Annotated in this window: 24 protein-coding genes, 2 tRNA genes and 1 other RNA gene; 14 read left to right on the top strand and 13 right to left on the bottom strand. The window is 59.3% G+C overall.

All coding sequences use genetic code 11. The features are described from left to right. Positions 1–8: 8 nt before the first annotated feature. Together BLW62_RS06185 and BLW62_RS06180 are read right to left on the bottom strand one after the other, a co-directional pair. Positions 9–1,400 (bottom strand): CobW family GTP-binding protein, encoded by a 1,392-nt coding sequence (locus BLW62_RS06185; protein ID WP_090506127.1) that lies wholly within the window; start codon positions 1,398–1,400, stop codon positions 9–11. Then, positions 1,401–2,606 carry a GTP-binding protein gene (locus BLW62_RS06180; RefSeq protein WP_090506125.1) on the bottom strand — a complete coding sequence of 402 codons (1,206 nt, stop codon included), beginning with the start codon at positions 2,604–2,606 and terminating at the stop codon, positions 1,401–1,403. A gap of 109 nt (positions 2,607–2,715) precedes the next feature. Here BLW62_RS06180 and BLW62_RS06175 point away from each other — a divergent pair, with 109 nt between their 5' ends. After that, the gene (locus BLW62_RS06175; RefSeq protein WP_090506123.1) at positions 2,716–3,138 is read left to right on the top strand and encodes a CopG family ribbon-helix-helix protein; all 423 of its coding nucleotides are present in this window, start codon (positions 2,716–2,718) and stop codon (positions 3,136–3,138) included. Positions 3,139–3,439: 301 nt separating this feature from the next. Here the strand turns inward: BLW62_RS06175 and BLW62_RS06170 are convergent. Beyond that, positions 3,440–3,512 (bottom strand) — tRNA-Asn (locus BLW62_RS06170). Between the two features lie 95 nt (positions 3,513–3,607). Here BLW62_RS06170 and cca point away from each other — a divergent pair. Continuing rightward, positions 3,608–5,008, top strand: a complete 1,401-nt coding sequence (gene cca, locus BLW62_RS06165; RefSeq protein WP_090506121.1) for a CCA tRNA nucleotidyltransferase — start codon at positions 3,608–3,610, stop codon at positions 5,006–5,008. A 75-nt stretch (positions 5,009–5,083) separates the two neighbouring features. On the opposite strand, the gene BLW62_RS06160 is transcribed toward cca, so the two are convergent. The 5 genes from BLW62_RS06160 to BLW62_RS06140 all read right to left on the bottom strand — a co-directional run bounded on the left by BLW62_RS06160 (position 5,084) and on the right by BLW62_RS06140 (position 11,071). Beyond that, positions 5,084–6,118: a histone deacetylase family protein gene (locus tag BLW62_RS06160; protein ID WP_090506119.1), complete on the bottom strand. Its 1,035-nt coding sequence runs from the start codon at positions 6,116–6,118 to the stop codon at positions 5,084–5,086. Between the two features lies 1 nt (position 6,119). Further along, positions 6,120–6,551, bottom strand: coding sequence for a histone family protein (locus tag BLW62_RS06155; RefSeq protein ID WP_090506117.1), 432 nt, complete (start codon positions 6,549–6,551; stop codon positions 6,120–6,122). A 66-nt stretch (positions 6,552–6,617) separates the two neighbouring features. Further along, a complete protein-coding gene (locus tag BLW62_RS06150; protein ID WP_090506445.1) occupies positions 6,618–8,069 on the bottom strand; it encodes a single-stranded DNA binding protein in 1,452 nt (483 codons plus the stop codon). A 237-nt stretch (positions 8,070–8,306) separates the two neighbouring features. After that, positions 8,307–10,028, bottom strand: coding sequence for a GMC oxidoreductase (locus tag BLW62_RS06145; RefSeq protein WP_090506115.1), 1,722 nt, complete (start codon positions 10,026–10,028; stop codon positions 8,307–8,309). A 14-nt stretch (positions 10,029–10,042) separates the two neighbouring features. Then, a complete protein-coding gene (locus tag BLW62_RS06140) occupies positions 10,043–11,071 on the bottom strand; it encodes a hypothetical protein (protein WP_139305383.1) in 1,029 nt (342 codons plus the stop codon). 296 nt (positions 11,072–11,367) lie between these two features. Between BLW62_RS06140 and BLW62_RS06135 the strand changes: the two genes are divergently transcribed. The 5 genes from BLW62_RS06135 (at position 11,368) to BLW62_RS06115 (ending at position 17,173) form a co-directional block, all read left to right on the top strand. Beyond that, positions 11,368–11,440, top strand: a tRNA-Arg gene (locus BLW62_RS06135). 190 nt (positions 11,441–11,630) lie between these two features. Then, entirely contained in the window at positions 11,631–12,737 is a 1,107-nt protein-coding gene (locus BLW62_RS06130; RefSeq protein WP_090506111.1) for a tyrosine-type recombinase/integrase, read from the top strand. Positions 12,738–12,813: 76 nt separating this feature from the next. Beyond that, positions 12,814–13,446 (top strand): DUF8108 domain-containing protein, encoded by a 633-nt coding sequence (locus BLW62_RS06125; protein ID WP_139305382.1) that lies wholly within the window; start codon positions 12,814–12,816, stop codon positions 13,444–13,446. A 1,604-nt stretch (positions 13,447–15,050) separates the two neighbouring features. After that, positions 15,051–15,581 carry a hypothetical protein gene (locus BLW62_RS06120; protein ID WP_090506107.1) on the top strand — a complete coding sequence of 177 codons (531 nt, stop codon included), beginning with the start codon at positions 15,051–15,053 and terminating at the stop codon, positions 15,579–15,581. Between the two features lie 689 nt (positions 15,582–16,270). After that, the gene (locus BLW62_RS06115) at positions 16,271–17,173 is read left to right on the top strand and encodes a lipase family alpha/beta hydrolase (protein ID WP_139305381.1); all 903 of its coding nucleotides are present in this window, start codon (positions 16,271–16,273) and stop codon (positions 17,171–17,173) included. An 84-nt stretch (positions 17,174–17,257) separates the two neighbouring features. Here BLW62_RS06115 and rnpB read toward each other — a convergent pair. Next, positions 17,258–17,708, bottom strand: an RNA gene (rnpB, locus tag BLW62_RS06110) — RNase P RNA component. Between the two features lie 206 nt (positions 17,709–17,914). Here rnpB and BLW62_RS06105 point away from each other — a divergent pair. Then, entirely contained in the window at positions 17,915–18,514 is a 600-nt protein-coding gene (locus BLW62_RS06105) for a TIGR00296 family protein (RefSeq protein WP_076580259.1), read from the top strand. Between the two features lie 180 nt (positions 18,515–18,694). Continuing rightward, on the top strand, positions 18,695–19,453 hold the full coding sequence (locus BLW62_RS06100; RefSeq protein WP_090506105.1) for a sensor domain-containing protein: 759 nt from the start codon (positions 18,695–18,697) through the stop codon (positions 19,451–19,453). A 73-nt stretch (positions 19,454–19,526) separates the two neighbouring features. Here the strand turns inward: BLW62_RS06100 and BLW62_RS06095 are convergent, their stop codons facing one another. From BLW62_RS06095 to BLW62_RS06085, 3 genes are all read right to left on the bottom strand, one after another. Continuing rightward, on the bottom strand, positions 19,527–19,904 hold the full coding sequence (locus tag BLW62_RS06095; protein ID WP_090506103.1) for a hypothetical protein: 378 nt from the start codon (positions 19,902–19,904) through the stop codon (positions 19,527–19,529). 81 nt (positions 19,905–19,985) lie between these two features. Next, complete coding sequence (locus tag BLW62_RS06090) at positions 19,986–21,152, bottom strand: nicotinate phosphoribosyltransferase (protein WP_090506101.1); 1,167 nt, start codon at positions 21,150–21,152, stop codon at positions 19,986–19,988. 59 nt (positions 21,153–21,211) lie between these two features. Further along, on the bottom strand, positions 21,212–22,846 hold the full coding sequence (locus BLW62_RS06085) for an Hvo_1808 family surface protein (protein ID WP_245726670.1): 1,635 nt from the start codon (positions 22,844–22,846) through the stop codon (positions 21,212–21,214). 195 nt (positions 22,847–23,041) lie between these two features. On the opposite strand from BLW62_RS06085, the gene BLW62_RS06080 reads away from it, so the two are divergent. The 4 genes from BLW62_RS06080 to BLW62_RS06070 all read left to right on the top strand — a co-directional run bounded on the left by BLW62_RS06080 (position 23,042) and on the right by BLW62_RS06070 (position 24,947). After that, positions 23,042–23,620 (top strand): cysteine hydrolase family protein, encoded by a 579-nt coding sequence (locus BLW62_RS06080; RefSeq protein WP_090506097.1) that lies wholly within the window; start codon positions 23,042–23,044, stop codon positions 23,618–23,620. A gap of 219 nt (positions 23,621–23,839) precedes the next feature. Beyond that, a complete protein-coding gene (locus tag BLW62_RS18555) occupies positions 23,840–24,001 on the top strand; it encodes a hypothetical protein (RefSeq protein ID WP_175459689.1) in 162 nt (53 codons plus the stop codon). Positions 24,002–24,108: 107 nt separating this feature from the next. After that, positions 24,109–24,279, top strand: a complete 171-nt coding sequence (locus BLW62_RS18550; protein WP_175459688.1) for a hypothetical protein — start codon at positions 24,109–24,111, stop codon at positions 24,277–24,279. A gap of 395 nt (positions 24,280–24,674) precedes the next feature. After that, on the top strand, positions 24,675–24,947 hold the full coding sequence (locus BLW62_RS06070; RefSeq protein WP_090506094.1) for a hypothetical protein: 273 nt from the start codon (positions 24,675–24,677) through the stop codon (positions 24,945–24,947). A 44-nt stretch (positions 24,948–24,991) separates the two neighbouring features. On the opposite strand, the gene BLW62_RS06065 is transcribed toward BLW62_RS06070, so the two are convergent. Further along, entirely contained in the window at positions 24,992–25,471 is a 480-nt protein-coding gene (locus BLW62_RS06065; protein WP_090506092.1) for a PaaI family thioesterase, read from the bottom strand. Between the two features lie 109 nt (positions 25,472–25,580). Between BLW62_RS06065 and BLW62_RS06060 the strand changes: the two genes are divergently transcribed. Then, entirely contained in the window at positions 25,581–26,075 is a 495-nt protein-coding gene (locus BLW62_RS06060) for a DUF4385 domain-containing protein (RefSeq protein WP_090506090.1), read from the top strand. Positions 26,076–26,108: the final 33 nt, after the last annotated feature.

Here is a 26,108-nt window from a genome sequence, read left to right as displayed (position 1 = left end):
CTCCGCTGTTACTCGCCGTCACTCGAGACCGTCGTCCGTTCGTCCATTCCGGTCGGCGTCGGGTTCTCGAACGTCGACCACTCCGCATCCAGTTCGTCGTCGCTGAGCAGGCAGTCGTCGAGGCGGGATTTCACGGCTGCCATGTCGACGTCGCGTCCAATTAGTGCGAGTCGCGTCTCTCGATCACCCCACCGTTCGTCCCACGAGAGGTCGGGCTGTTGGTCTCGATACTGCTCCTGGCGCTCCTCGGAGAGGCTGGCGATCCAGCGGCCGGTGACCTCGAGACTCGTCTCCGTCCCGGCGAGGCTCATCGTGATCGCCTGGCGCTCGCGGCCGGCGATCCAGCACAGTCCTTTGGCTCGGATCAGTCCCACCGGCACGTCGGCGAGAAAGGCCAGGAATCGCTTGGGGTGAAGCGGTCGCCGGCGATGATACGTATCGACCTCGATCCCGTAGCGTTCGGGTGGGTGCACGTGGTCCTCGTGGTCGTGTCCAGTTCCGTGTTCGTTTCCGTTCTCGTGTTCGTGGTTGTGCTTGTCCTCGTCCTCGTGTTCGTGTTCGTGTTCGTGTTCGTGGCCGTGCTCGTGGTCACTGTGGCTGCCGCCGTCATCCGACCGGTCGTCATGCGGTCCATCGTCGTCTCGCTCGTCGGCGTCGGCTTCGATCACGCGCTTCCAGCCCGCCGATTTGGCCGCAGCCTCGAGATCGAACCGGCCGCTGTCGAGGATCGTCTCTGGCTCGAGCGCGCCGTACTCGGTGGTCACGACGTCGGCTCGCGGCTGCAACGTCTCGAGTAAGGAAACGACACGCTCGCGTTCCTCGTCGCTCACGAGGTCGCACTTGTTCACGACGAGGAGGTCACAGAACTCGATTTGCTCGAGTAAGAGGTTCTCGAGCGGTTGACTCCCGGTTTCGTCGGGACCCTGTGGCTGCGGAGTTTCTGGTGGATCTGCCGTCTCGGATCCCTCCGCCCCGTCGCCTTCTTCTGCACCAAATCGGTCGTGAAACCGTCGCGCGTCGACGACGGTGACGACTGCGTCGAGGTCGTATGGGCCCCCAGCGGGACCACGGACGAACTGCCGCGCGATGGGTTCGGGTTCGCCGACGCCGGACGCTTCGACGACTAGGTACTCGAAATCGTGTTCCTTCCAGAGTTGGATCACCGACCGCGACAGCTCGCCGCCCAGACTACAGCAAATACAGCCGTTCTCGAGTGCGAGGACTTCCTCCCCAGTCGATAGGTCGGTTCGCGCTTCGACGAGGTCGGCGTCGACGTTGACCGCGCCGACGTCGTTGACTAATACCGCGATCTCTCGGTCCGCCTCCTCGAGGAGCCTCGAGAGTAGCGTCGTCTTGCCCGCGCCGAGTTCGCCACAGAGGATGGTGACGGGAACGCTCATTTACTGTGTCGTGAGCGCGAGTTCACGTCGGTCTTCCGGTCCGAAGGGATCGGCGTAGGCGTCCCAGTTGTCGTCCATTTCCCGCTCGGTCAGCACGCAGTCGTCGAGTCGGTCGATCAAGGTTTCGTCGTCGAACTCGCGTCCGATGAAGACGAGTCGGGTCATCCGGTCGCCCCACTTGTCGTCCCAGTCGTCTTTCAGGCCCGGCCGGGCGGCGAAGTACTGCTCGCGCTTTGCTTTCGGAAGCGTCGCGAGCCACTGGCCCGCCGGTCCAGCCCGGACGGACGTTCCGGCTTTGTCGATGCCCATCGCGACGTCCTCGCGGCCGGCGCTCCAGAAGAATCCTTTCGCACGGATCAGTTCGTCTGGAAGCTCGGAAAGCAGGGCAGCAATGCGTTCGGGATGGAACGGACGGTTACGCTGATAGACGAACGACGTAACCCCGTGTTCTTCCTGTGGATCGTGGTGGTGGTCGTGTTGGAGTTCGTGTTTCCAGCCGGCACCCGCCTTGGCTCGCTCGAAATCGAACCGACCGCTCCCGAGGATTGCAGTGGGATCGACGCCACCAAACTCGGTTCGAACGATGTCGGCTCGAGGCTGTAGCCGCTCGAGGACGGCCTCGATCTCCTCGAGGGCGTCGTCGGGAACGAGATCGCACTTGTTCAAGAGGAGCACGTCACAGAACTCGATCTGATCCAGCAGGACCTCTTCGGGGACGCGGCCTGCTTCGCCCTGAAGTTGCTGGTCCGTCAGTGCCGTTCCCGTATCGAACGACTCCCAGATACTGTGGGCGTTGACTACGGTGACCATCGTGTCCAGTTCGTACGTGTCGGTCGGATCGTAGTCAGCGTCCTCGAACCCCATCGCGAACGTCTGGGCGACCGGAATCGGCTCCGAGATCCCTGACGATTCGACCAGGAGGTAATCGAAGTCACGGCGCTCGGCCAGTCGGCCGACCTCGTCTAACATGTCGCCACGGAGACGACAGCAGATACAGCCGTTGGAGAGTTCGATGATCTCTTCGTTGCCACCCAGGTCGGTCTGTTGAGCCACGTGTTCGGCGTCGACGTTGACGTCGCCCATGTCGTTGACGACGACGGCTACCTCGAGGCCGTGATCGGCGGTCAGGACGTGATTGAGGACCGTCGTCTTTCCGGCTCCGAGTGGGCCACTGAGGACAGTTACGGGAATACGGTTGGAACTCATAGCGTCGTTGTGAATAAGGGGCGCGCCATTGTTAATGTTAGTTATTACGCAACGGCTGCGAACTGAATAACAATTGCTATTATTCTATGGTGGGCTTTTCATATAACCGATGCCTGTCGTTAGCGTCTCGATGCCGGCCGGTCTGATCGAGCGACTGGATACCCACGCGGCGAACCACGAGTACACCGGCCGCAGCGAGGTTATCCGTGAGAGTGCACGTGCCTTTCTGACCGAGTTCGACGACGACGCCCTCGCTGCCGAACCGCTCGCTGGCGTCGTCACGGTCTTCTACGACTTCGACACCCACCCCGTCGAACGCCAGGTAACCGAGTTGCGCCACGAGTACGACGCTCACATCGTCTCGAACGACCACAGTCACGTCGCGGACTACTGCGTCGACCTATTCGTTCTCGAGTCCGACCTCGAGGTGATCGCTACGTTCGTCGGCAAACTCCGTGCAATCGAAGCCGTCGAGACCGTCGACTACTCGCTGGTCACGGTGGACTCGATCGGACAGTTACAAAACGACTGAAGGGTGGAACACAGCGACGGAGAACGGAGTTCCTGCGGTGGCGCGTGCTGTGAGACGGTGAGGCGACCGGTCGCCGAACCGTCGAGCGATTCCACGCGAGGGATGAGTGAGGACGTCGTGACCGAACGAATCGGCTGGGGAGGACGAGGAATCCCTTATTGCCACGTGAACAGAACGCAGGGTAGAACTGGCCGTTCGGTCACTCCTATTTCCTGCTTTTTGCCGGGAGTTCCTGTTCCTTGCTTCTTGCCGGGAGCTCCTCGGAGCCACGGCTCCTCGAGAGTGAGTTACGAGTAGGAAGCGCCAAAGCCAGGACTCGAACCTGGGACAACCTCGTTAACAGCGAGGTGCTCTACCATCTGAGCTACTTCGGCTCATCTTCAGATAACAGGGTGTATTTGATAGGGCTTTCGTTTTGCCGGCTCCGTGTTCGATACCCTTTCACGCACCGCTCGAGTACACCCATCCAATGAGCGAGGAGGACGCTGCCGACGAGGGGCCAGACCCAGAAAGCGGTGACCCCACCGTCGAGTCGGTCACGACCGAGATTCACGACCGAATCGATCCCGACGCGGACGAACGCGCTCGCCTCCGCGAGGTCGCCGACCGGCTCGTCGAGCGCGCCGAAACGGCGGCGGCCGACTGCTGTGAGGGCGTGGACGTCCTGCAGGTGGGCTCGACCGCTCGAAACACCTGGGTCAGCGGCGACCGAGACATCGACATCTTCGTCCGATTCCCGCCCGACCTCGAGCGCGAGACGCTCGAGCGCTACGGGCTCGAAGTCGGCCACGAGACGCTACCCGGCGGCCACGAGGAGTACGCAGAACACCCCTACGTCAAAGGGACCGTCGAGGGGTTCGATATCGACGTCGTCCCCTGCTTTCGCCTCGAGTCGGCGACCGACATTCGATCGGCCGTCGACCGAACGCCGTTTCACACGAAATACCTGCAGGCGCGACTCGACGACGAACTCGCCGACGACGTTCGGCTGACGAAACAGTTCCTGAAGGGGATCGGTGCCTACGGCAGCGACCTCCGAACGCGAGGATTCAGTGGCTACCTGACCGAACTGCTCGTCCTCGAGTACGGCGGCTTTCGTCCGTTACTCGAGGCTGCGGCGGCGTGGCACCCACAGGTCGAACTCGACCCCGAAGCACACGGCCGGACGACGTTCACCGACCCGCTCGTCGTCATCGACCCGACCGATCCCGAGCGTAACGTCGCCGCCGTCTGCTCACCGACGAACGTCGCTCGCTTCCAACACTACGCCCGGTCGTTTCTCGACGCGCCTCGGACCGACGTGTTCGAATCCGACGAACCGGCACCGCTGAGTGAATCCGCGCTGCAAACGCACCTCGAGCGTCGCGGCACGACTCCAGTCGCCATCCAAACCGATGCCCCCGACCTCGTCGACGATCAGCTCTATCCCCAACTTCAGAAGTCACTCGACGGTATCACCACAGGGCTCGACGACCGCGGCTTCGACGTCTTCCGTGCAACTGCAATCGCGGACGAAACCGCAGTCATCCTCGTCGAGCTCGCGGTCAGCGAACGGCCGGCGATCGAACGCCACGATGGCCCGCCCGTTCACGTCCGCTCGCACGCCGACGGCTTCTACGAGGCGTACGTCGACGCACCCGACACCTACGGCCCGTACATCGACGGCGACCGCTACGTCACCGAACGACCCCGAGAGTTCACGACCGCCCGCGACTTCCTCGAGAGTGATCGCCTCTTCGACGTCGGCCTCGGTGCCCACGTTCAGACGGCACTCGAGGACGAGTACACGGTGCTCACCGGCGAGGAACTCACCCGCCTCTGTGAAGAATTCGGCCGAGAACTGTCGGCGTACTTCGACCCGTCACCCTAATCTCACTGGCGATACCCGTTCTACTCCCACTCGAGATACCCCTTTTACGCTCACTCGCGCGATTCCTCCGCCGATCTACTCGCCCACTTCGAGATCTAACTCCAGTCCGTGGACATCGATTACGTCCTCGAGTACCGATCGAGCCTTCTCGCCGCACGTCGAGTCGGGTTCGATCGGCTCGCGGCCGTCGAACGTTTCGTGAACGATGGAGACGCTGTCGGCGAGGACGTCCAGTCCGTACCCGCCCTCGAGGATGAACGCGAACGCGGCGTCGGTGTCGTCGGCAAGCGTTCGGAGGCGGTCGGACAGCAGCGCGTAGGCTTCCGTCGAGAGGCGAACACGAGAGATGGGGTCGTGGCGGTGGGCATCGAAGCCCGCACTGACGAGGAGGAGGTCGGGATCGTACGCCGTCAACGCGTGACGAACAGGCCCCTCGACCGCCGTAAGATACTCTCGGTCGCCCGTTCCCGCAGGCATCGGGACGTTCATCGTCGTTCCCGTGCCATCGCCCTTGCCGGTCTCGTCGATGTCGCCCGTTCCTGGATACAGCCCCTGTTCGTGAATCGAGACGAAGAAGACATCCTCTCGGTCGTAGAAAATGTCCTGCGTGCCGTTGCCGTGATGGACGTCCCAGTCGACGATCGCAACTCGCTCCACGTCGTACTCGTCCGAATCGAGCGCGTGCTGGGCGGCGACCGCGACGTTGTTGACGAAGCAAAAGCCCATCGCGTCGTCGAACACGGCGTGATGACCCGGCGGTCGGCCGATCGAAAACGGCGTCTCACGGCCGGTTGCTCCCTCGAGTGCGGCTTCGACCGCCCAACAGGCGAGGCCGGAACTGTGACAGACTGCATCCCACGTTTCTTCGACGGCAGTCGTATCCGGGTCCCAGTTGCCACCGCCATCGGCACAGAACTCCTCAACTGACTCGAGATAGTCCCGGTCGTGGACGGCAGCCATGCGATCGATATCACAGGGCTTTGCTTCGACGTACTCGACACCGTGTTTTTTCTTCAGTCCTTCTCGAATCGCTCGTAGCCGGTCCGGCGTCTCCGGGTGGCGCGAACCGGGATCGTGTGCGAGACAAGTCTCGCTGTAGCCGAATTGCATCTCACTCGAACAGCGAGAAGTACGTCTCGATGTCGTCTTCAGTGATCGTACGTCGGTCGGCGTGGTGAGCGAGGATCGTGGCTGCTCGTGCCACGTTGTCCGCGTAGTCTTCGAGAATATCCGCGAGGGCGACGCGGGCGTCCATCGAAACGCGATACCGATCGTCGATATCGATTCTGGCGATTCGGTCGACGGGAGCGACTGGCAACTCGAGGTCGGTCTTGTCGACGACCCGCTCGACGCCGAAGTCCTCTGCCATCAGCGTCTTGCGCCCGTCACGGGTCGCGTGCTCGGCAGCGTCGATCGCGAGTTCACTGCCGTGCTCTTGGATCCGCGTTGCAAGTTCCCTCGACGCGTCGGCACTCACCCGAAGTTCGCCCGCATTCCGCCGGATGATGGTATCAACCGGGGCGAACGGGAGTTCGACGTTCATATCATGATAGGCGAAGCAAACGCCCTTAACGCTTTTCCTAAGTGCTCGAGGAGGTTCCTCGGGACATCAGAACACGTCGTTTGCCTCGAGCGTTCCGTCTCGGACGACGCCTCTGGCGGTTATCTCCTCGCCGAGGCCCACGTCGGTGTCGGTCTCGACGCTCATCGTCGTCTCGCCGTCGTCGAGGACGACCGGACTTCCAGCCTGAACGACGACGCCGGTGAACTCGATTTCTTCTCCTGCGTCCGGTTCGTCGCTCCCAGCGGAATCGTCACTCGAGCCATCGGTATCTGAACCCGCATCGGTCGCATTGGCTCCCTCGGTGTCGTCGTCACCGTCGCCGCTGAACGCCGACAGTCCAGCATTTTCGTCTCCTCCGTCGTCTTCGCTCTCCGCGGACGTCGTCTCCGAATCGGACTCGAGTACCGTGACCGTCGACTGCCAGCCAGCGGAGGCCTCGAGGTCGTCTTGCCACCCGTCTTGGATATCGACGTCGCCGAGGGCGACTTCGTCGCCGGGGCCGATGTCGATGTCGGCTTTCTCGCCCCACATCGCGACGCGGATGTCGTCGGTCGCGTCCTGGACCCGAATATTCCGAACCTGTCCTTCGGAGCCATCGTCACGGTCGAAGGTTCGTTTTGGATCTGCCGAGCGGACGACGCCGGCGATATCCACCGTCTGGTCGATTTCGATCGCTTCGATCGGCGTACTCTCTGGAACGTACTCCACTTCTTCGTCGATTTCTTCGACCGCGCCGCGGTTGCCGACGTGGAGTTCGAGGTTCCCGTCTCGATCCTTGACGTAGCCGTCGACGACCTCGACGGTGGTACTGGGGTCGATCTCCGTCGCCGTCTCGGCTTGTTCGTCCCACAACGTCACGCGCACCCGCCCCGTCGAGTCGCCGAGGACGAGATTCGAGACCTTCCCCTCGGAGCCGTCGTCGCGGTCGAACGTGCGAACGCTGCCGGTGTCGAGGACGACGCCGACGAGATTGACGTTCGAGAGGCCAAGCGAGAGCGCCTCGACGGTGTGGGTATCGGCGACCTGTACGTCACCGATTTCGGTGTCCGGATCGGGTTCGACATCGTCGACGCTGACCTCGACGCCGCTGTAGCCTTCCTTCGGTCGCCCCTTGATTCGGAGTACCTGTCCTTCCTCGAGTTCTCCGATGGCGGCCTCGGCGTGCTCGTCCCAGAACGCGGCTCGCACGGAGCCGGTCTCGTCCGCGACTTCGACGTTGACGACGCGACCGTCCTCGTCCTCACCGTCGCGTTCGAACGTCCGAACCTCGCCGATGCTGATGACTTTGGCGACGAACTTCGCTTCCTCCATCCCGGGTTCGATGTCGGCGATGCCGCCGACCTCGCTCTCGCCGACTTCGTGAGCGACGAGCATCGCCGCCGTCTCCTCGTCCGCGAGTCCCCCCATCTGCTCGACTTTCGCCTCGACGGCCTCGCGAAACTCCTCGAGGGAGACGTCGGCCTCGAGGTCTTCGTACACGCCCTCGATGTCGCTCATTCTATGTTCGTGCATGAGTAGGCCGCGCATAAGCGTTGTTCATTCGTCGTATCGAACCGCCACTACTGAGCGCGCTGACGTGGCTGTCAGCACCCGTCTGTCGAACCATCGGCCGGTCGAGTGAACTGGCTGTGATCGGTCTCTCGAGTGACCTCGAGCGAGACTGCATACCATCGTTGGCCGCGTGACCATATATAAATCTCAGCGCATACCAACTCCGAACGAAAGAAGGGGTCGTCAGAAGTACAGTGATTCGATTTGCTCCGCCGTTCGGAGCGCCAGCGCCTGTCCCGTGTTCGTCGGATTCGGGCCACCGAGGCCGTTGGCCATGGCGCTGTGGTCGCCGACGAAGAGTCGGTCGACGTCGTACGCCTCGCAGTTCTCGTCGACGACTTCGCCCATCCGCATCGAACTCTGTAGGTGGAGCAAGAGCGGTGGTGCGTCTGCCCGGTGAACGTGACTCGCGCCGGCGGATTGCAGGAGTTCCGCCGCGGTTTCTGCGAGTTGGTCGCGTTTCTCGTCGTCGTCCGGATGTGGCTCCCACGTCACGTCGGCGACCGGTCCGTGCTCGTCGGCCGCATCCTCGTCGACGCTGACGCCGTTGTCTTCGCGCGGCAGATCGTCCGTGATAATTAGAATCGACAGTGACCGCCGATAGTCGGCCATTCGCGCTTTGAGGTCTTCGCCGGTGACCCAACCGCGGCTGTCCCACGGCGCGTCTGCGTCCACGTCGACGTCGAAGGCGTACCCTGCCCGACTGAACCCGTAGTTCTGGAAGCTCGCGATGCCCGGCGTCCCGCCGACCATCTCGAAACAGCCGACACCCGGTTCGTCGTAGCGCGCGGCTGCGTTGTGGCCGACGAATGGGTCGATCGTTCGCTGGCCGGTGACCTCCTCGAGCGTCTCCTCGTCGAAGACGCCGGTGACGAAGTCGAACCAGTGCGTCGTCAGGCCCGTCCCGACCTTTCCGTTGTCCGGCAGGTCGGCGTTGAGCCACAGACGCGGCGTCTCGATACAGCCTGCTGCCATCACGACCACGTCGGCTTCGATCTCGCCGGTTTCGCCAGTCCACGTATCCCGGTACTCGACGCCGGTCGCCTCGGGGTCGCCAGCCCACCCCGCCGAATCGGTCGTGACGTTCGTGACGAACGTGTTGGGCCGAATCGTCACGTTGCCGGTCTCGAGCGCCCGCGGGACGTAGCTCACGTTGCTCGATTTTCGAGACTTTTCCGAGACGGGTGCCTCGAGTGGCGTCGGCGCACCCTGGTAGTGGTCGCCCGCGAGGGTGTCTCCCTCGACGTCGGGATAGGTGAACGGCCCGTCGTAGTCCGGATCCTGCATGGTTTCGTCCGGCGGCGTGACTGCATTCGGCTGTGGGCGATAGCCAGCGTCGACGACATTTAGCTGATCGATCAACTCGAGGCCAGCGTTTGCTGCCCCCTCGTAGAAGACCCGCTCTTTGGCCGTCGTCGGGGCGGGGTGCACGTCGCAGATGTCCTCGTTTTGCTGGTAGTACGGCACCAGTTCTTCGTAGTCGATTGGCCAGTGATCTTGCTCCTCGAAGGCGTAGGGATACGCCCGCGGGTGATTCCCGAAGTAGTGCAACGTCGTTCCGCCGACGCCCGCGATCTGAGAGATATACATCGGGTCCGCCGTCGAACGATCCCACTCCGGCCGGTCGCGGTTCGCAGGGCCGAATCGGAATCGCCCGCCATTGGAGTCGTTCGTCGCGTTTTCGCGCAGATCGAACTGCTCGTCGAGCAACTCGCCGCTCAAATCGTTCGGATCACTGCTCTCGGTCCCGCCCGCCGCTTCGTGTGGGTTCTCCCACTGTTCGTTGCCGTGCCACGGCCCCGCCTCGAGCACGAGCGTGTCGATACCGAGGTCGCCGAGTCGCCACGCGAGTGCCGGTCCGTCGCCGCCTGCGCCGATCACGATAACGTCTGGATTTTCTGTCATGAGTGTCGTGTCTGTTAGTAGTCGTTTTCCTGGAATTCGCTCACTTCGACGCCCCGGTACGCCGCGTATCCCGGCTCGAGTCCGGGATAGTTCGTCTGCTGGCGACTCTGGACCTCGTCGATCGGTGTCTCGAGGTCGCGTTCAGTCGGCGGGTCAGTCTTCGTCTCGCCGTAGCCAGCCCACTCGCTGTAGTAGCCCATCACGGTGAGAATTTGCAGCGTCATGACCACGTCCGGCATCGTTTCGGGTGCGGCGATCAATTCGGCCAGTTCCTCCTCGAGCGCCTCGACTGGCTCGCCGCCGAAGAGCCACTCGAGACAGCGCAGTCGATCCCGTGGGGAGAGCCGGACGAACGCCCCGCCACCGTCGAACGCCGAGCGCGCTTCGACGTCGTCTTCGGGCTCGCCGCGGGCGACGAACTCGAGTGCGACGAGGTCGAAAATCGCTGCAAATACTGGTGCATAAGGGAAGGTCACCGACTCGCCGTCGACGGTCTCCTCGGTCGTCGTAATCGCGTACTCGACGTCGACTGTCCCCTCGTTGCCGGGTCGGTCGACGTCGATCTCGAGGCCGCGGAGCGAGCCGAATACCGTGTCGACGTCCGTCAACCCGGCCTGTCGGACTCGATACCCCTCGATCGTCGAATGATCGTCACGAACGTCCTCGAGAATTTCCTCGAGGTCGCTCTCGTCGACGTCGATGCTCAGCGCCGACGCGACGAGCCACGAGAGTCCCTCAGCTCGCAACTCCTCCGAATTATTGTAGTTCCAGATGAGGAACTCCTCGAGGTCGACGTCGAGTCCCCCTGGTCCGTGTTCGGACCCGAGTTCGTCGGCAAGACCCGGCGTTTCGGGCACGATCGCGTCGACGATCGACCGAAACGTTTCCCGGGTGTGGGTGCTCGTCTCGAGGGTCGTCGGCCCGTCGCCAGCGCCTGCCGTCACTGCCGGTAGTCCCGCCAGTGAGGCGATTCCGGTCCCGCCGATGCCGCCGAGCACCGTTCGACGGGACAGTCCATCATCGTGATTGTCATTTGGTCCCATTCCACTTCCCTCCGAGTACCTTGGAATACTAAATATAACACCATAATTAATTAAATTCTGTGACTGTGAGTGAGTATAATATATGGTGGAACCTGTTCGAGTCCAAGTGCACGCTTCGTTTCTCTGCGAGCCAGCCCGGAGTGAATCTCCGATACTGGCAGTATCGAGTGCTCCGTAGGGGGGTTACGAAACCCCTCGAGAAATCCCGTTTACGCGGCGTCTGTGCACGAGAGTGCCAGCCGGCGACCGGTCCCTTTCGAAAGGGCTTTAATGTGCACGCGGTTACGAAGAGATGAGTCCTGGTAGGGTAGTGGACTATCCTCTTGGCTTGCGGAGCCAGGGACCGGAGTTCAAATCTCCGTCAGGACGTAACGGGCTACGCCCGTCCTGCAGTTTTCAACCGTGGCTAAAGGTGAACAGAAGCCATGCCTATAGCCAATACGGTTAATCGGAATAGTCGAATAGGCTTCCGTCATGCGATTATCGGAAGTTGTCACACCAATATCAACCAAACGGGACAGTCTATCGTTCCAAAGCCGGAAGCTTGTGGGTGGGAACTATGGTAGACACTGACGGTATCAAACTGGTTCCCGAACCCTCGAGAGAGTGGTTAAACGACCGGCAGGTACTCGATTACAAAGACCACCGAAAGAAGCTCGTAGAGTGGTTGCTGGTGTTCGGTAAAGACCCGGATATGGTCGAAGGGTATGCGGAAGCAACAGTGAAAAACACCGCAGCCCGGTTAGACAAGTTTTATCGGTGGACTTGGAACGACGGGAAGGGGTACACGACCGAAATCACTCATAGCCATGCCAACGACTACATGAAGGAGTTGGCGCGAAGGGACGAAAGTGACTATTCGCGGAATAATACACAAAGTTCCATCAAACGCTTGTTCAAGTACAAACACCACGAACGAAATAGCGAATTGTGGGAACCGGATATTGTCTTCACAGAACCTTCGGGTAGTAGCGAGCCTCGTGACTTCCTAACCCGTGAGGAACGCGGTAAGATACGAGAAGCGGCCTTAGAATACGGTTCAATCCCTGCGTATAGCGACCTAACAGCTGCTAATCGTGACAAGTGGAAAGCGTACCTTGCTCAACGGTTCAGCAAGAACAAGTCCGATGTAACCCCCGACGACTGGAAGCGAGCAAACAGTTGGAAGTTCCCGAGCATGGTATGGGTCAGTCTTGATGCTGGACTTCGCCCGGTGGAAGTCGAGCGAGCAAAGACGACATGGATTGACATTGATAACGCAGTACTACGAATCCCCAAAGAAGAGAGTTCAAAAAATGAGGGCCATTGGACTGTTGGGCTACAGGACAGAACAGCAAAGGCCCTTGACCGATGGTTAGAAGAGCGAAAGCAGTACGACTTGTATGAAGGGACGGATCAGCTATGGCTCACACGCTTTGGGAACCCTTATCAGACAAGTTCTCTCCGGCAGGTATTAGAGAAACTGTTTGAAATAGCAGAGATTCCAACCGAAAACCGGCAAGTTAGCTGGTACACGATTCGACACAGTGTCGGTACGTATATGACGAGAGAGGAAGGGTTAGCAGCAGCACAAGCCCAATTACGCCACAAGTCAGAGAGAACCACAATACGATACGATCAAACACCTGTCGAGGATCGACGGGATGCCCTCAATCGAATGGGCTGATTATACATCTACTATTCCCAACGTTCAAATGACAAATGTTGAAAGGTATTAAGTAGAATGACTTTAAGAATCAGTTATGGGTATGTTTGAATTGGAGAGTGAGCCTGGTGAACACGATATTTTCAAGCCTTGCCCAGAGTGTTCTGAAGATAAAATTTACCGAACAAGAGAAAGTGTTTTTGATTTTGCTAACGGACGCATTTTCACTCCATTTGACTACTACTGTGATAGCTGTGGGTACGAAGCTTCTAAGCGAGAAGTGGTCAAATCGTTTTCTAAGCTTGTAGATGACGTTAAATCTGAAGAAAAATTAGGGTTAGAATCAATAAGTGATCCAGGGTTAAGGGAACAAGTTGAAGATAGACAAGCAGAAGGGTGGGAGATCGCGGAGATAGATCAAAAGAACGAGCGTGTAGTGATGGAGAATACAAGTGGCGGTACTATTGGTGGCCATACATTAACTGGATTAGCAACCGGCCTGTGGACGTTTGGTGCTGGCAATGTCGCCTATGAGAAACTATCTAAGAAGAAAAACACCGAAAGAATCGCGCTTAGATCTAAAGAAAGTGTTCCAGAAGAGAGTAATGAACTGAAACAAATCACAGATATATCTACAAAACTCCGTGAACTTAAAGACCTTAAGGAGGAAGAGATCATCACAGATAGGGAATTTGAAGAGAAGAAAGAAAGCTTGTTAGAAGAATATTGAATTTGGTGAGTAAAGGAATTTCTTCGCCAACTTCTTATGAGGAACTTCCATCCCAATCAGATCGGATAAATAAATCCCATCAGTATTCCTCTCAACCAGATCAATGAAGCCCTTCGTCTGAATCCGAGGTATGACCCTCGCTCATTGATTAGTGTGATTGAAATTCGTGCCACGTAGGTTGCTTACCAATCTTCGTCACAATGTGTGCAACCCTTCTAACTTTGAATAGGATACAATTGCAATAGAAATCAATTCAGAGTATTTTAGCGACGGGAAGGGGTGAGAGTTTCATCTACTCTTTCCATTGGAACCGTAATATAATTCTTACACTGAATGAATAGAAGTGAAAATAGTTAGGTGATGGGATTAGGGTCCCTTCCAGTCGCTAAGGTATGTCTTTTGAAGGTTTGATTAAGTATCGTTACTACATTTATTGTAACATATATTTTGTTACTGACCACTGTGGTATTCAATACCACAATTTTTCAAAGTTGCAGAACGCCCCAAGCCAGTTCCCTTCAGCCGCTCTTGCTTGGGACGCTACCTAAGAGATGTTTTACCACACCTGTTCATTAGCTACTCCGGGTTGTATTCCCCGGCATTGCCTACAGATATGGCCTCTCACCATCCATCACAGCGGAGCGAGCAAACTAACCCTGTGGATTAATTTGCTTGACCAAATACGGGAACTTGCTTAGCTCACGATCAGAACCGGTTTGAATCCCCGAACGGCGTGAGCGACCACCGGGGATACTGCCTCACCCTAAGTAATACACGGGCATATAAATATCCCATAAGAGATCATATTAGAACAGATTAGATCTATTCTAACCATATCTAACGGCGTACTGGATTGGTAAATATTGCCGATAAATTCATCCTCAAGAATATCTTTTCCATAGGGAAGGCCTTAGAAAACGTTATATGCACTCTAAAGTTGTTAAATGGAGTTATTCGTGCGCAGTAGAAGTAACGTTTCCTAACTGACCGTTGGTATAGAATTACCAGTCCTCTCTATCAAAGGTTTCCTATCATCATAAAACCTTTCATATGATTCATCAATATGTGTAGTGAAATATGCACGTAGCAATAACTTTCATTACCTCACTCAGTAGTTACTATAGCTACTTCCAGTTCTACTGAAACACTCAAGGAATCAGCTTGCCAATAAGCTGGTTAAGATAGGAGATCACTTGTAGTGGGATAGACTGGTTTCCCCCTTCCAGTCGAGAATGAGGAGTTGTCTTCTTTTTCTACCTGTCTATATTTAAACATCTATACAAATGGCTCTCAAAATCCCGAAAATTTGCGAGTGAGTTGCGCTTGGCCGGTGGCCAGTCAGATTGCTTAATGTTCTAACTAATTTGCCTCCCATTGTTGTCAACGGTCAGTAAGGTTTTGGTTGATGACTGCTCGAGACATCATCTAATTTGAATTGGATTATATCAATACTTATATTTATTTGTTGTAATCATGATTAGAGACATATCCATATAGGAGATAATTATTGGGACATATCAATTTAGGCGGTTTACACTCGATAATAACCATACGGCAATAACACTTACAATTCTCAAAACCAGTCATGAAAATGAAATACAATAATGGAAAGTGACTTCGTAAACCCATACTTCAAAAACTTCCTACTTGGATCAGTTGGAATTTGGTTCATCGGTGCCATTATTTCAGCAGTCTTGTTCGCAGTTAACATAATATTAGGACTACTGTCCTCCATTGTTGTCGCTTTGGGAATATCGTATTTCCTGTTCTTTGCAATAGCATCCATGTGTGAAGATCTCATAGATAAGAAAGCTAATCATGATGAAATCGTAGGAAACCATGACGATGCGCTCAGTGATAGCCGAGAAGATGAATTAGACAGCACAGAAGAAGCAGATAAGCCGGAAGTAGTAGGAGAATTGAACCACAGTGTTGTTGAAAACTCGAATATCATTAGTATACCTGACGAAGATGCCTCAATCTTTGAAGTTACGGATGAAGAACGGAGTGGGGAATTCATTCTACAAAACGGAAGTATAAGGGTTGCATCACCGATGTACCAGAGAAAATTCGGTGAAGAATGGGTGGCAAAAGCGAAAGAATATTTGGCCTCTGAAATCTCAGATAAGAAGTAACGGTACATTCTGACTTATTATATCGCCTTCCAGTTGGTAGCAGCTAATATGGTACGTTGGTCCCACTCCAATACAATGGGTTTTATATACCCACAGTCCGATTTATGAACTGTCACGGACGAAAACAACCTGGTAAACAGTCAAAAGCCCCTGATACGGCCATTTAGTGTGGTTGTATCCATAACGAGGCTCTTGGCTTGCGGAGCCAGGGACCGGAGTTCAAATCTCCGTCAGGACGCTCACTCCTTGCGAGTGCTTCACGTTGTTCAGCACTCGCTTCGTCGTTCGGTCCTGACGTGCCTCACGCTCATTTCGTTCGCGTGAGACTCCGTCAGGACGTTTCTGTCGACACAAACTCACGGGCTTAGCGAGCGACTTGTGTCGACGAAACTTCAGTGCGGAGATTTGAGCAGACAAGTCCTAGCCCGGGAAGCAAACGAAGTGAGCGACCCGAACCGTCTTGGCGAGTTCAAATCTCCGGAGCGTCTCTGACGCTCCGTGCCTCACGCTCACTTTGTTCGCGTGAGACTCCGTCAGGACGCTTTTAATTGAACACTTCGCTATGTCCCATCTCGAGTGAGTAGCAGGTGCTCCCCGCGAGTTCCCTCCTCCACAAGCAACCGGAATGTGCCTGCAGGGAGCGGACCCGTCTGGGACGCTGAGGTAGGCTCGACACTCCTGTCCAACCTATGAGAGACACTGACGGGAAGCAGACTGCTGCGGGGAGAAATTCACACGAAACCGACGCCAACTCGAGGCGCGTGAGTCGACGGCGGGTCCTCCGAACGACGGCAGTGACGGCCGTCGCCGGGGCCGGAGTTGCCGGCGCGACGGGAACTGCCGCAGCGGGAACGTTTTCGGGCTGTGACGACTGGCTCGAGGCTCCCGCGGAGTACCCCGAAATCGACCTGATGAGTTCGAATCCGACGGCGTCGAATCTCGAGGAGGACGACGACCTCGTTATCCACGTCCACGGCTGGCTCGGACTCGAGACCAGCACCGATCAGGCGTACACGCTCGAGGAGGCGTTCGCGGAGAATGACTTCGACGTGTCCGTCGTCGCGGCGTCCTGGGAGGCGGACACGCTGAACTACTGGGGTGCCGAAAGCGAGTCCGAGACGGCCGGCCAGCGATTGGCGTCGTGGCTCGAGTCCGATCGGATCGACCTCGAAGACGGGACGGTTCGACTGGTCGGCCACTCCCTCGGCGGTCGGGTGTGCCTCGAGACGCTGGCGGCGCTCGGTGAGGAGGAGAGTGTCGACGATGTCGCGCTGGTCGGGGCAGCAGTCGACGACGATTCGGTCTGTACGGACGGCGAATACGCCTACGGTATCGCCACCAGTGCCGACGCGGTGGCCAACTACCACTCCGAAAACGACGACAGCGTCTGCTACGGCTATGACATCCAGTCGCTCTCGAGCGGTCTGGGCTGTGGCGGTAGCGACTGTGAGGGTGGTCTGGTCACCAGCGATAGCGGTTCGACGCCGGAGAACTACACCGACGTCGACGTTTCGGAGCAAGTCGACGACCACTGTGACTACACGAAACCCGACGTCGGCTGCGTGCCCGAAATCGTCGACGACTTCGAGTGAGCGAAGACACTACATCCGCGGCGATAGCAACGATCTCCGCCTCGCTCGAGTGAAACAAAGCGTCGTCACTCGAGGGTCAAAGGTAGGTGAGAGGAGTAAGCCCCCTTCTGTTCGTCCCGGCATTCGGCTGAGCGTCCGCGCCGTCCGCGGCGAGGCCGCGGGGCGTTCGGGCTACCACGGCACGGACTTGCACCGGTGAGGGTTCGCCGTTCCATCGATCCTCGACCGTCTGAGTGTGGTCGATCGCGTCGAACGCGATCCACGGGTTCGAACCGTGTAACGAAGCGACCACACGCGGTTCGCGGCTGTGGCCGCGCACCTGTCGGCGACGCTCGCGTCAAAGACGCGCGAATCGCCCTTCCTCTGCGGGTCAACTCCCCTTCCTCTCGGTCGGGTTCGCACGCATCATGGGTCGGGTCGAGACGTGTCGTTTCTGTTCCAGAGCCAGCGGTCTCCCGCTCCGGATTTGCATCCGGTCACCTGCCCGAACAGGTGGGGGGACTTTCCTCGCGCGCGTTACGCGGCTCTACGAGCCGGGCAACGGTGTGTGCGGTATGCGACTCGAGGAGTCACATCACGTTGTACAACTGGATCGTTGCCGACCCAGTCGCCGCGGCAGCCAGGCTCTCTCTCCCACCGTTTGTAGGACCGTCGGCCGAATAAGTCCCTCGGTCGGTTCGCCCGCAGTTCACCGGCGCCGAATGGAAGCGCTTTAGGAGCACAATTCCCATGTATATCTGTATGTCCCAGCGACAGGGCGTCGACCTTTCCTACGAAGACGGGGCGCGTGCAGTCGAACTCGCACGCGAGTCTGTCGAATCTTTCGTACAACACGGTCAACGAGAACAACCGGGCAGCATGCGCGAGGCGTTTTACGAACGAACTGGTGCGTTCGTTCGTCTCGAGTCCACACGCGGGCGGGGGAGCCTGCGTGGCTGTGCTGGTGGGTATCGTTCGGGTGAACAACTCGGTCACGTCATCGTCGACGCGGCAATCGAAGCCGCGAGCGAGGATTCCTGTGGCTCCGAAGTAACCCCCTCCGAACTACCGAATCTCACCGTTTCGGTCTGTGCCGTTCGAAACGTCGTCCTGACCGACGACCCGCTCGCAGACCTCGAACTCGGCACCCACGGCGTCGCCATCGACGGCGGGGAGGGCGGGTGGCTCTACCCGACCGTGCCGGTCGAAAACGGCTGGAGTGCACGCGAGTACCTCGACCGAACGTGTCGCAAAGCCAAACTCGCGCCGAGTGCCTGGCAGGACGACGACGTCGTCGTCACGCTCTTCGAAGGGCAAGTTTTCCGCGAGCGAGACGCCGACGGCAGCATCGAGGAACTCTAAGGCCGACTCGTTCGGCTTCGCGACGCACTCGAGTGCGGGTCCGTTCGAATGACCACACTGGTCTATTCCGCCCGCGGTCTCATTCGCATTCGCGAGTACCTCACTCGTCGTCGCCCGTCTCTCTGGTCGGCCGTTCGCCCTTTCGTCACGTTTATCGGAACCGACTGAGCGCGTTCTGACGTGAGCGACGGAACAGAACCCGACAGACCGAACGCGTTCACTCGTGCGCTGCTGGTAACTGCTCTGAGCCCGTTTCGTCGCCAGACGTACGCCAATCTCTGTTACCTCCTGCTCGCGATTCCGCTGGGAGCGTTCTACATCACCTTCCTGATTGCAGGGTTCTCGATCGGGCTCACACTCGCACTCTTCGTCGTCGGCGTTCCAATTTTGCTGTTCGTCCTGGGAACGAGCCACGTCCTCGCAACCGTCGAACGCGTGATCGCTCGGCGACTCCTCGGCGTGCACATCGACTCGCCGGGTTATCCGTTTCTCGAGTCCGACGCCGAACTCGAACGCATCCGCTCGCTCGTGTTCAGTCTGGGTACGTACATGGCGATGTGCTTTCTCGCGACGAAGGCCGCGATCGGCCTCGTCTCGTTCGTATTGGTGACGACGGTACTCCTTCCCGCGATCGCCGTCGTGTTGACGCCACTTTACTACGCGAGGCCGGACACGCTCGCAGGCTTCGACACCGGCGGCGAGGCGACCACGGTCGCGTCGGTAGAACTCCCCGTCTACGAGTTGTTCTTCGGCGTCGAGTTCGTGCGGTCGTTCGTGGAGTGGGGCGTGACGAGCCTTCCGCAGGCGCTCGTCGTCTCGAGTGTCGGGATCGTTTTCTTCCTCCTCGCGCTCTCGATGGTGAACCTGTTCGCACGGCTGGTGGGTCAGTTCAGCCGCGTCTTCCTGGGGTCGTTCGGCCACTCGAGTCTCGACCGGTAGCGCGAGATGCGTGTCCTGACCCCGGCTTCTGCTGGGATGGAAAACGACGTTCCTTCCGATTGTTCGGCGAACCTCAGCGCGTCTCGAGGACGTACCGACCGACGCCGACGACGAGGACGAGACAGAATACGATCATCGCGCCCTGAGAGACCGTCGCGACGACGGAGTCGACCGACTCTCCGGAGACGAGCGCGATGATATCGGGCACGGCCCGCGCCGAACCCAACGCGCCGAGAACCGCGAGGGCACCGATGCCGTACAGTGCACCTCGTTCCCGGCTTTCGTCGCGTCCGAGCGTGCCCAGTGTGGCGATGAGAACGCCGAAGATGGTTGGAATGAGTGCCGTCACGCTCGCGAAACCCGTGAGGACGTACGCACCGATTCCGAGGCCCACGAGCACAGCACCGACGGTCGCTCCGAGTGTCGCCGTTTGTTCACCGACGTCTGACATACATGTTCGATTCTCACTCGTTCAATAAGGTTCTTCCCGTCCAATTATCGAATGGGGTGTGAAACGTCTCTCCGCACTCGGTTATGACGACTCGCTACCCGTATCGAACCCGACTACCTCGGCGGCCTCGAGACACCGTTCGCTCGCGTCCGCGAGGTCGAACTCGCGGACGACTTCGCCGTCGCGGACGAGCGGTTCGAACAGCGATTCGCCGCCTTCGGGACCCTCGCGCTCAGCCAGCGCGACGTGGTGGCCACCCTCGGACGTTCGGTAGGCGTCTTTCACGCCGGAGAGTTTGCCGCGCTTGGAAATCGGTTCGCCCTCGAGCGAGACGATATCGAGACTGAAGTCGACCGAATCAGCGCCGGTGATGTGGCTGCCGACACCGAAGCCGTCTGCGACGTCACGGAGGGGTCGAATCGTGTCCGGTTCGAGGCCGCCGCTACAGAAGATGTCGACGTCGTCGTAGCCGCGTGCGTCGAGTTCCCAGCGGACTTCTCGGATGATGTGTTGGAAGTCGCCCCGACGCGAACTCGTCGTGTCGATTCGAACGCCGTCTAAGTCGTCGCCGAGGGTCTCCGCGGCGAGCAGACTCTCGCTCTTTTCGTCCCAGAAGGTATCGGTCAGCGCGATTCGTGGCACGTCTTCGGAGACGGCTTCGTCGAACGCTTCCCAGGCGTCGGCCTGGTTGCCCTCGCCGAAACAGAACATGAGCGCGTGGGGCATCGTTCCACCCGCCTCGCGACCGAGTACGTCTCCCGCTGCCACGTGTGAGAAGCCATCCAGACCGGCGAGCAACGCGGCGCGTTCGACCGAGGCAGCGATGGCGGGGTGGACGTGGCGAGCACCGAAGGAGAGAACCTGCGAGTCGGGCGCTGCCCGTCGCACCTCGAGGGCGGCCGTCGCGAATCCGCTGGGCTGAGAGAGAAAGCCCAGAAGCGCGGTCTCGAGTTCGGCGAACTCGAGGTAGGGGCCTTCGATCCGCATGACAGGGCCGCCGTCGAAGAGTTCCCCGTCGGGGAGGGCGTCGATATCGACGTTACGGCCTTCGAAGAGGGTGGCGACGTCAGCGACGCCGGTGAACACGTCGAAGGAACCGGTCGGGAACTGGTCTGCGGTCACTTCGGCGACGACGCGGGGGTTCTTCCCCGCGTGCTCGAGGGTCGTCCGGGTGCGCTCGAAGTAGGCGTCGGTCGCGGAGCCCTCGAGAATCGCCTCCGCTGAGATGGTTCCGAACGGGTTTGACATACCGACGACTTCCCGTGGGACACAAAAAAGTTACTCGTCTGCCGACGCGGCTACAGCCGCTACCGTTTGTGCCGCGCAGCGAGCACGGCGACAGCGAGCGCGACGACAGCACTCGAGGCGGCGAAGCCGGGGATCGAGTCGTTGTCCGCGTCACTGGCTTCGCTCGCGTCATCTGCGTCGTCTGCGTCACTACTCTCTTCGTCGGCGTCGTCGGAGCCGGTGTCGTCGTCGGTACCAGCATCACCGTCCGTCGGTTCGTCGGGGTCGTCGCTGACCTCGAGGTCCTCGGCGACGACACCGTCTTCGATGGCGTTCAGATCGTCGACCGAGGGGCCGCGAACGATCGTCACGGACTCGCCGTCGATGTCGAGTGCGTACGCGCCCTGGTAGCCGTCGTCGACGGAGTAGACGCCTTCGCTCTCGTTGAGAACCTGCGCGTCGTTGAGTTCGAGTAACTGAGTGTAGCCGTCTGCGAACTCGTCGGCGTCTTCCTCGGAGGTCCACTCGGTTTCCCAGACGTAGCCGGCCTCCTCGCTCGTGGAAACGGTGTCAGTGTCTGTAACGTCCGAATCGACGTAAGTGACGAGTTCGTCACCGGCCCAGCCGTCGGTGTAGGGCTGGTCGTAATCGACACCCTGTAGATCGGCCGTGAGGAGGTCGGTTTCTTCGATCACGGACGACCGAAGGGGGTCCATCGCGTCGCTGCCGAGCATCGAGACCATCCCCGCCTCTCCGACCGTCTCGTTCGCGAGTCCGTCGTCCGTCTCGAGTTGCTCCCACGAGTCACTCGAGTCGTCGTCGACCGTGACGTCGCCGGCCTCGCGATCCTCGTCGGTGTGAATCACGTCTGAGGAACTCGCAGGCGCGTCGTCGTAGGCGTCGTCGACTGCCGACCAGTCGTCTCCCTCGAGCAGCGAGTCGACGTACTCTGGCCCGGCTTCGTAGGGGTGCATGAGCAGCAAGTAGATGCCCCAGTTGAGGTCGCCGACTTGATTCTCCGGTGGCTGTGCACTCGGCAGGCACTCCCACTCGGCGTCACAGTGTTGGTCGTACGCTTGCTCTACTGTGACTGCGTCGCCTTCGATGAGGCCGTTTTTGGCGGCGTCCTGATCGATCGTCTCTCGGTCGTAACTCGCCAGATCGAAGTGTTGATCCTGCAACGCGTGCAGGAGTTCGTGCCCGAGAATCACCTCGTCGACTTCGGGTTCGTCCGGGCTATCCGAAACGAGGACGATTTCGTTCGTCGCGGGATCGTAGTAGCCGCCGACGCTATCGCCGTACATCGCCTCGAACTCGTCTTCGGCGTCGGTTTCGCTGTCGACCATGAACAGCGCCTCGTAGGTGACGTTCTGCTGGAGTTCCTCGTCCTCTTCTAGTTCGACGAACATGTCGTCGTGATCTTCCTGGAACTCCTCGCGGGAGATCACGTCGACCGGAACCTCCTCTTCGAAGGTCAGCTCGCGAATCTCCTCGACGCGCGCCATCGAGCGGTAGATCACTTCCTCGAGGTCGTCCTCGTCGTCGATGACGGCGTCAGCACCGTCGTCCGCGTCGAGTTCGTCGTCGTACCAGTAGCCCTCGACGTAGCCGACCGTCTCCTCGGTCGACGGATCGTCGGGGCGGTCTGTCGAATCGCCGCTCGCAAAGAGGGGGACTGCACCCGCGGCCGCCGCAATTCCGATCACGAGTATCACAGCCACAACTGTCGCGACGAGAACCCGCGAACGCGTCACTTTTTCCATCATTTGGAAACGATGACACCGACTACGAACGGGCCTGTAAAAAGACCGCCGGTTGACGTGATCGGGACGGAATCACCGTCTCGCGTCGAAGACCGACAGCGTCGCGCCCACGAACGTTTTCACGCGCCCCTTCGTAGGACCTCCCATATGCACCTCGAGCCAGCGAATACGGCAGTGGTGGTCGTCGACATGCAAAACGGGTTCTGTCATCCCGATGGCTCGCTGTACGCGCCGGGCAGCGAGTCGGTGATCGAACCGATCGCAGCCCTCGTCGAACGCGCCCGGAACGCCGACACGCAGGTCATCTACACGCGAGACGTTCATCCACCCGAACAGTTCGAGGACGCCCACTACTACGACGAGTTCGAGCAGTGGGGCGAGCACGTCCTCGAGGGATCGTGGGAAGCAGAAATCGTCGACGGACTCTCCGTCGAGGACGACGACTACGTCCTCGAGAAACACACCTACGACGCCTTCTACAACACCGAACTCGAGAGCTGGCTGAACGCCCGCGGGATCCACGATTTGGTCATCTGTGGTACCCTCGCGAACGTCTGCGTGCTCCACACTGGCGGCAGCGCCGGTCTGCGGGACTTCCGGCCGCTCATGGTCGAAGACTGCATCGGGTCGATCGAAGACGACCACAGGGAGTACGCTCTCGAGCACGCCGACTGGTTGTTCGGCGAGGTCGTCGAAAGCGAGGATCTCGAGTTCGAGGGCGAGTAGCGGTCGTTGTGGAGCGAATCCGTCGTCGAGGTCTTCGTCGACCTTCGGCCGTCGAAGGGTTCGATTCGAGCGCCGTTCAGATCGACGCCTCCGACGCGAAATGCGAGCGTTTTCAACGGCCCCGCCGAAACGATCCGATATGGACAGCTCCCGACATGCTCGGTTGGGTTGCCTCGAGCGTTCGGCCACACTCCCTGGTTCGCTCGGAGGTGCGCCAGCGTGAACGACCGCCGCCTGCAATCGATGTACATCCTCGGCATCGTGTTGAACGCCGGCGCGTTGGTCTATGCGGTCACCGACGATTCGCCGTTGTTCGCCGTCACATTCGGCCTCGTCATGGTCTATCTCGGCGTTCGCTACTGGATGGTCTCGAATCAGTGATCGCTCGAGTCCCCAGCGGTTGTTCGGTGGCGCGATAGCCACCACTATACGAAGCGTGACCTACTGCAGGTCATCGTGTATTAGGGACTCGCGCGTAGCCATCGTCGATGCTCGAGTCCTCCATCTACGTCGAGCTGGCTATCTACAGCTACTTCGCGCTCGTCGCGGCGATTGGCTGGTACCTCCACGGTCGCCTCTGGCTCGCCTCGTGCTCGCAGTCTGGCACGCAACAGCGATCTGACGGTACCGAGGACGACGGGTCGCGGTTAAACGGGTAACGCAGATCGGTTTTTCCCATTCATGTTTGGGCTATTTCGGTGTCCGAGCGTGTTTACTCGAGTGTTAGTGGCTGTTCGAGTACCGTCGTTTACTCGAGTGGGTAACGCGCTCGAGAGGGGTCGGAGACGGCTCCACGCCCCTCTATTTCATAAAAAAACCAGTAGGTATAAGATAATTTACGACAGTAATTAGTACGGAAGCCACGCTCCAGCAAGCCGAAGGGGCACTATCCCTGAAATGTCCCGGGTGCTAGACCACCCGAGACGTGGCTTCTATTCCCGAAAGGGAACTCAAAAGCCATGATTACGTTACTACTCCGGCGATATAAACGTCCCGAACAGCAGCGAAATTCCACACCACGACGGGCCACACACCCACTCACGGAGGACCATCTATGACCGACGACCACGACGCAGATCGATCCTCGGATCTTCCTCCGGACTCGAGGAGCGGTTGTGAGTCGAGGAAGAATCCGGACTCGAGCGCCGACGACCCGCTATGCGAGTACGAGGCCTACAGCTACCACGATCGAAACGGCATGAAACGCTGGACGCATTGCCCGAAGTGCCACGAATCGGTCATGGTCGTCGCACTCGTCGAACCGACGGCGGCACAGGTCGCCCCCTGTGGCTGTCGATTGCCGCCGGACGTGTTGAAACGGCAGTAGCAGCGGACAGAACACCACGCCAGAAAGCTGCGTACCGCTCGCTCTTACCGGAAGATCCGGTACGCTCCCTGTCCGGTCGCGACTTCCTTCGTCTCGCCGTCGGGGGTCGTGCTCTCGACCGTGATCTCGCTGACGCCGACGCTGCCGCCGACGCGGATCACGTCGGCCGTCGCCGAGAGGTCGCCCGTCGCGGGCCGAAGGTAGTTGACGTTCAGGTTGATTGTCGCGACGCTGATGTCGAAGGGTTCGTCCACCTCCGTTCGAAGGACGAGCCCGCCAGCCGTGTCGATCAGGGTCGCCGCGACGCCGCCGTGGAGGTCCGCCCGCTCGGTTTCCGGCGCGTTGGGGCGGGTGTTGCTCAGCTTCTCGTCGTATGGAATCTCGAGCGTCATCGTGCCGTCGCCGACGTGTTCGACGGTCGTGCCGATCCACGAGAGGAACTCCTGGTGTTCGTCGATGAAGTACTGCAGTAACTCGCCGACGTCGTCGAACTCCGCCATCATCGTCTGCACGTCTTCGGTCATAGCTGCTGGTCGCAGACCGACGCTCTTTACGGCTCCGCTTCCAGACGTTCCCGTTGTCGATCGTTCATCCAGGCCGCAGGTTCACATCACTCGAGCGCGTGTCACGCCCATGCCCGATCCGACCGACGACAGCGCGGGTGACGGCGACGCGACCGATCAGGGGGGAGACGACGGCCCCGAGTACGATATCGACTTTCGCGACGAGCCCGAGCGATACGAGATCGGTCGCGGCGAGGAAGGCGTCTTCAAAGTCGAACCGTACAAGAGCGAACTCCTGCCGCTGTGGTCCTACGCGGACGAAGCCGCTGCTCGAGAGTCAGCACAGGACATCTACGAGCGCTACGAACGCTACCGAGCGAACGACGACTTTCCGGGAATGGATATGGCCCGGAAGTACCTCCAGATGGGGTACACACGAGCGATGCGGTACGCGAAGTACCCCGGCGGGAGGAAGTACGACGAGAGCGACGGCGGGGAACGCGAGCCACAGCAGTGGGCCGATCCCGACAAGCGGGCTGGGGCCCTCGTCTTCGAATCCTACTGGGAACGCGTTCGCGAGGACGAGCGCTACCAGCGAGCAAAAGACGAACACCAGAACCCGTAATCGACGGGCGCTCCTCGAGTTCCCATCCGGGAC

Source organism: Natronorubrum sediminis (assembly GCF_900108095.1).
GTDB lineage: Archaea > Halobacteriota > Halobacteria > Halobacteriales > Natrialbaceae > Natronorubrum > Natronorubrum sediminis.
Note: the sequence above shows the minus strand (reverse complement) of the source record. Positions and strands in the feature narration are given on the sequence as shown.

Coding starts and splice junctions, on each gene's coding strand:
- BLW62_RS06185 (WP_090506127.1), bottom strand. CDS start 1,400: ATGAGCGTTCCCGTCACCATCCTCTGTGGCGAACTCGGCGCGGGCAAG.
- BLW62_RS06180 (WP_090506125.1), bottom strand. CDS start 2,606: ATGAGTTCCAACCGTATTCCCGTAACTGTCCTCAGTGGCCCACTCGGA.
- BLW62_RS06175 (WP_090506123.1), top strand. CDS start 2,716: ATGCCTGTCGTTAGCGTCTCGATGCCGGCCGGTCTGATCGAGCGACTG.
- cca (WP_090506121.1), top strand. CDS start 3,608: ATGAGCGAGGAGGACGCTGCCGACGAGGGGCCAGACCCAGAAAGCGGT.
- BLW62_RS06160 (WP_090506119.1), bottom strand. CDS start 6,118: ATGCAATTCGGCTACAGCGAGACTTGTCTCGCACACGATCCCGGTTCG.
- BLW62_RS06155 (WP_090506117.1), bottom strand. CDS start 6,551: ATGAACGTCGAACTCCCGTTCGCCCCGGTTGATACCATCATCCGGCGG.
- BLW62_RS06150 (WP_090506445.1), bottom strand. CDS start 8,069: ATGAGCGACATCGAGGGCGTGTACGAAGACCTCGAGGCCGACGTCTCC.
- BLW62_RS06145 (WP_090506115.1), bottom strand. CDS start 10,028: ATGACAGAAAATCCAGACGTTATCGTGATCGGCGCAGGCGGCGACGGA.
- BLW62_RS06140 (WP_139305383.1), bottom strand. CDS start 11,071: ATGGGACCAAATGACAATCACGATGATGGACTGTCCCGTCGAACGGTG.
- BLW62_RS06130 (WP_090506111.1), top strand. CDS start 11,631: ATGGTAGACACTGACGGTATCAAACTGGTTCCCGAACCCTCGAGAGAG.
- BLW62_RS06125 (WP_139305382.1), top strand. CDS start 12,814: ATGGGTATGTTTGAATTGGAGAGTGAGCCTGGTGAACACGATATTTTC.
- BLW62_RS06120 (WP_090506107.1), top strand. CDS start 15,051: ATGGAAAGTGACTTCGTAAACCCATACTTCAAAAACTTCCTACTTGGA.
- BLW62_RS06115 (WP_139305381.1), top strand. CDS start 16,271: ATGAGAGACACTGACGGGAAGCAGACTGCTGCGGGGAGAAATTCACAC.
- BLW62_RS06105 (WP_076580259.1), top strand. CDS start 17,915: ATGTCCCAGCGACAGGGCGTCGACCTTTCCTACGAAGACGGGGCGCGT.
- BLW62_RS06095 (WP_090506103.1), bottom strand. CDS start 19,904: ATGTCAGACGTCGGTGAACAAACGGCGACACTCGGAGCGACCGTCGGT.
- BLW62_RS06090 (WP_090506101.1), bottom strand. CDS start 21,152: ATGTCAAACCCGTTCGGAACCATCTCAGCGGAGGCGATTCTCGAGGGC.
- BLW62_RS06080 (WP_090506097.1), top strand. CDS start 23,042: ATGCACCTCGAGCCAGCGAATACGGCAGTGGTGGTCGTCGACATGCAA.
- BLW62_RS18550 (WP_175459688.1), top strand. CDS start 24,109: ATGCTCGAGTCCTCCATCTACGTCGAGCTGGCTATCTACAGCTACTTC.
- BLW62_RS06070 (WP_090506094.1), top strand. CDS start 24,675: ATGACCGACGACCACGACGCAGATCGATCCTCGGATCTTCCTCCGGAC.
- BLW62_RS06065 (WP_090506092.1), bottom strand. CDS start 25,471: ATGACCGAAGACGTGCAGACGATGATGGCGGAGTTCGACGACGTCGGC.
- BLW62_RS06060 (WP_090506090.1), top strand. CDS start 25,581: ATGCCCGATCCGACCGACGACAGCGCGGGTGACGGCGACGCGACCGAT.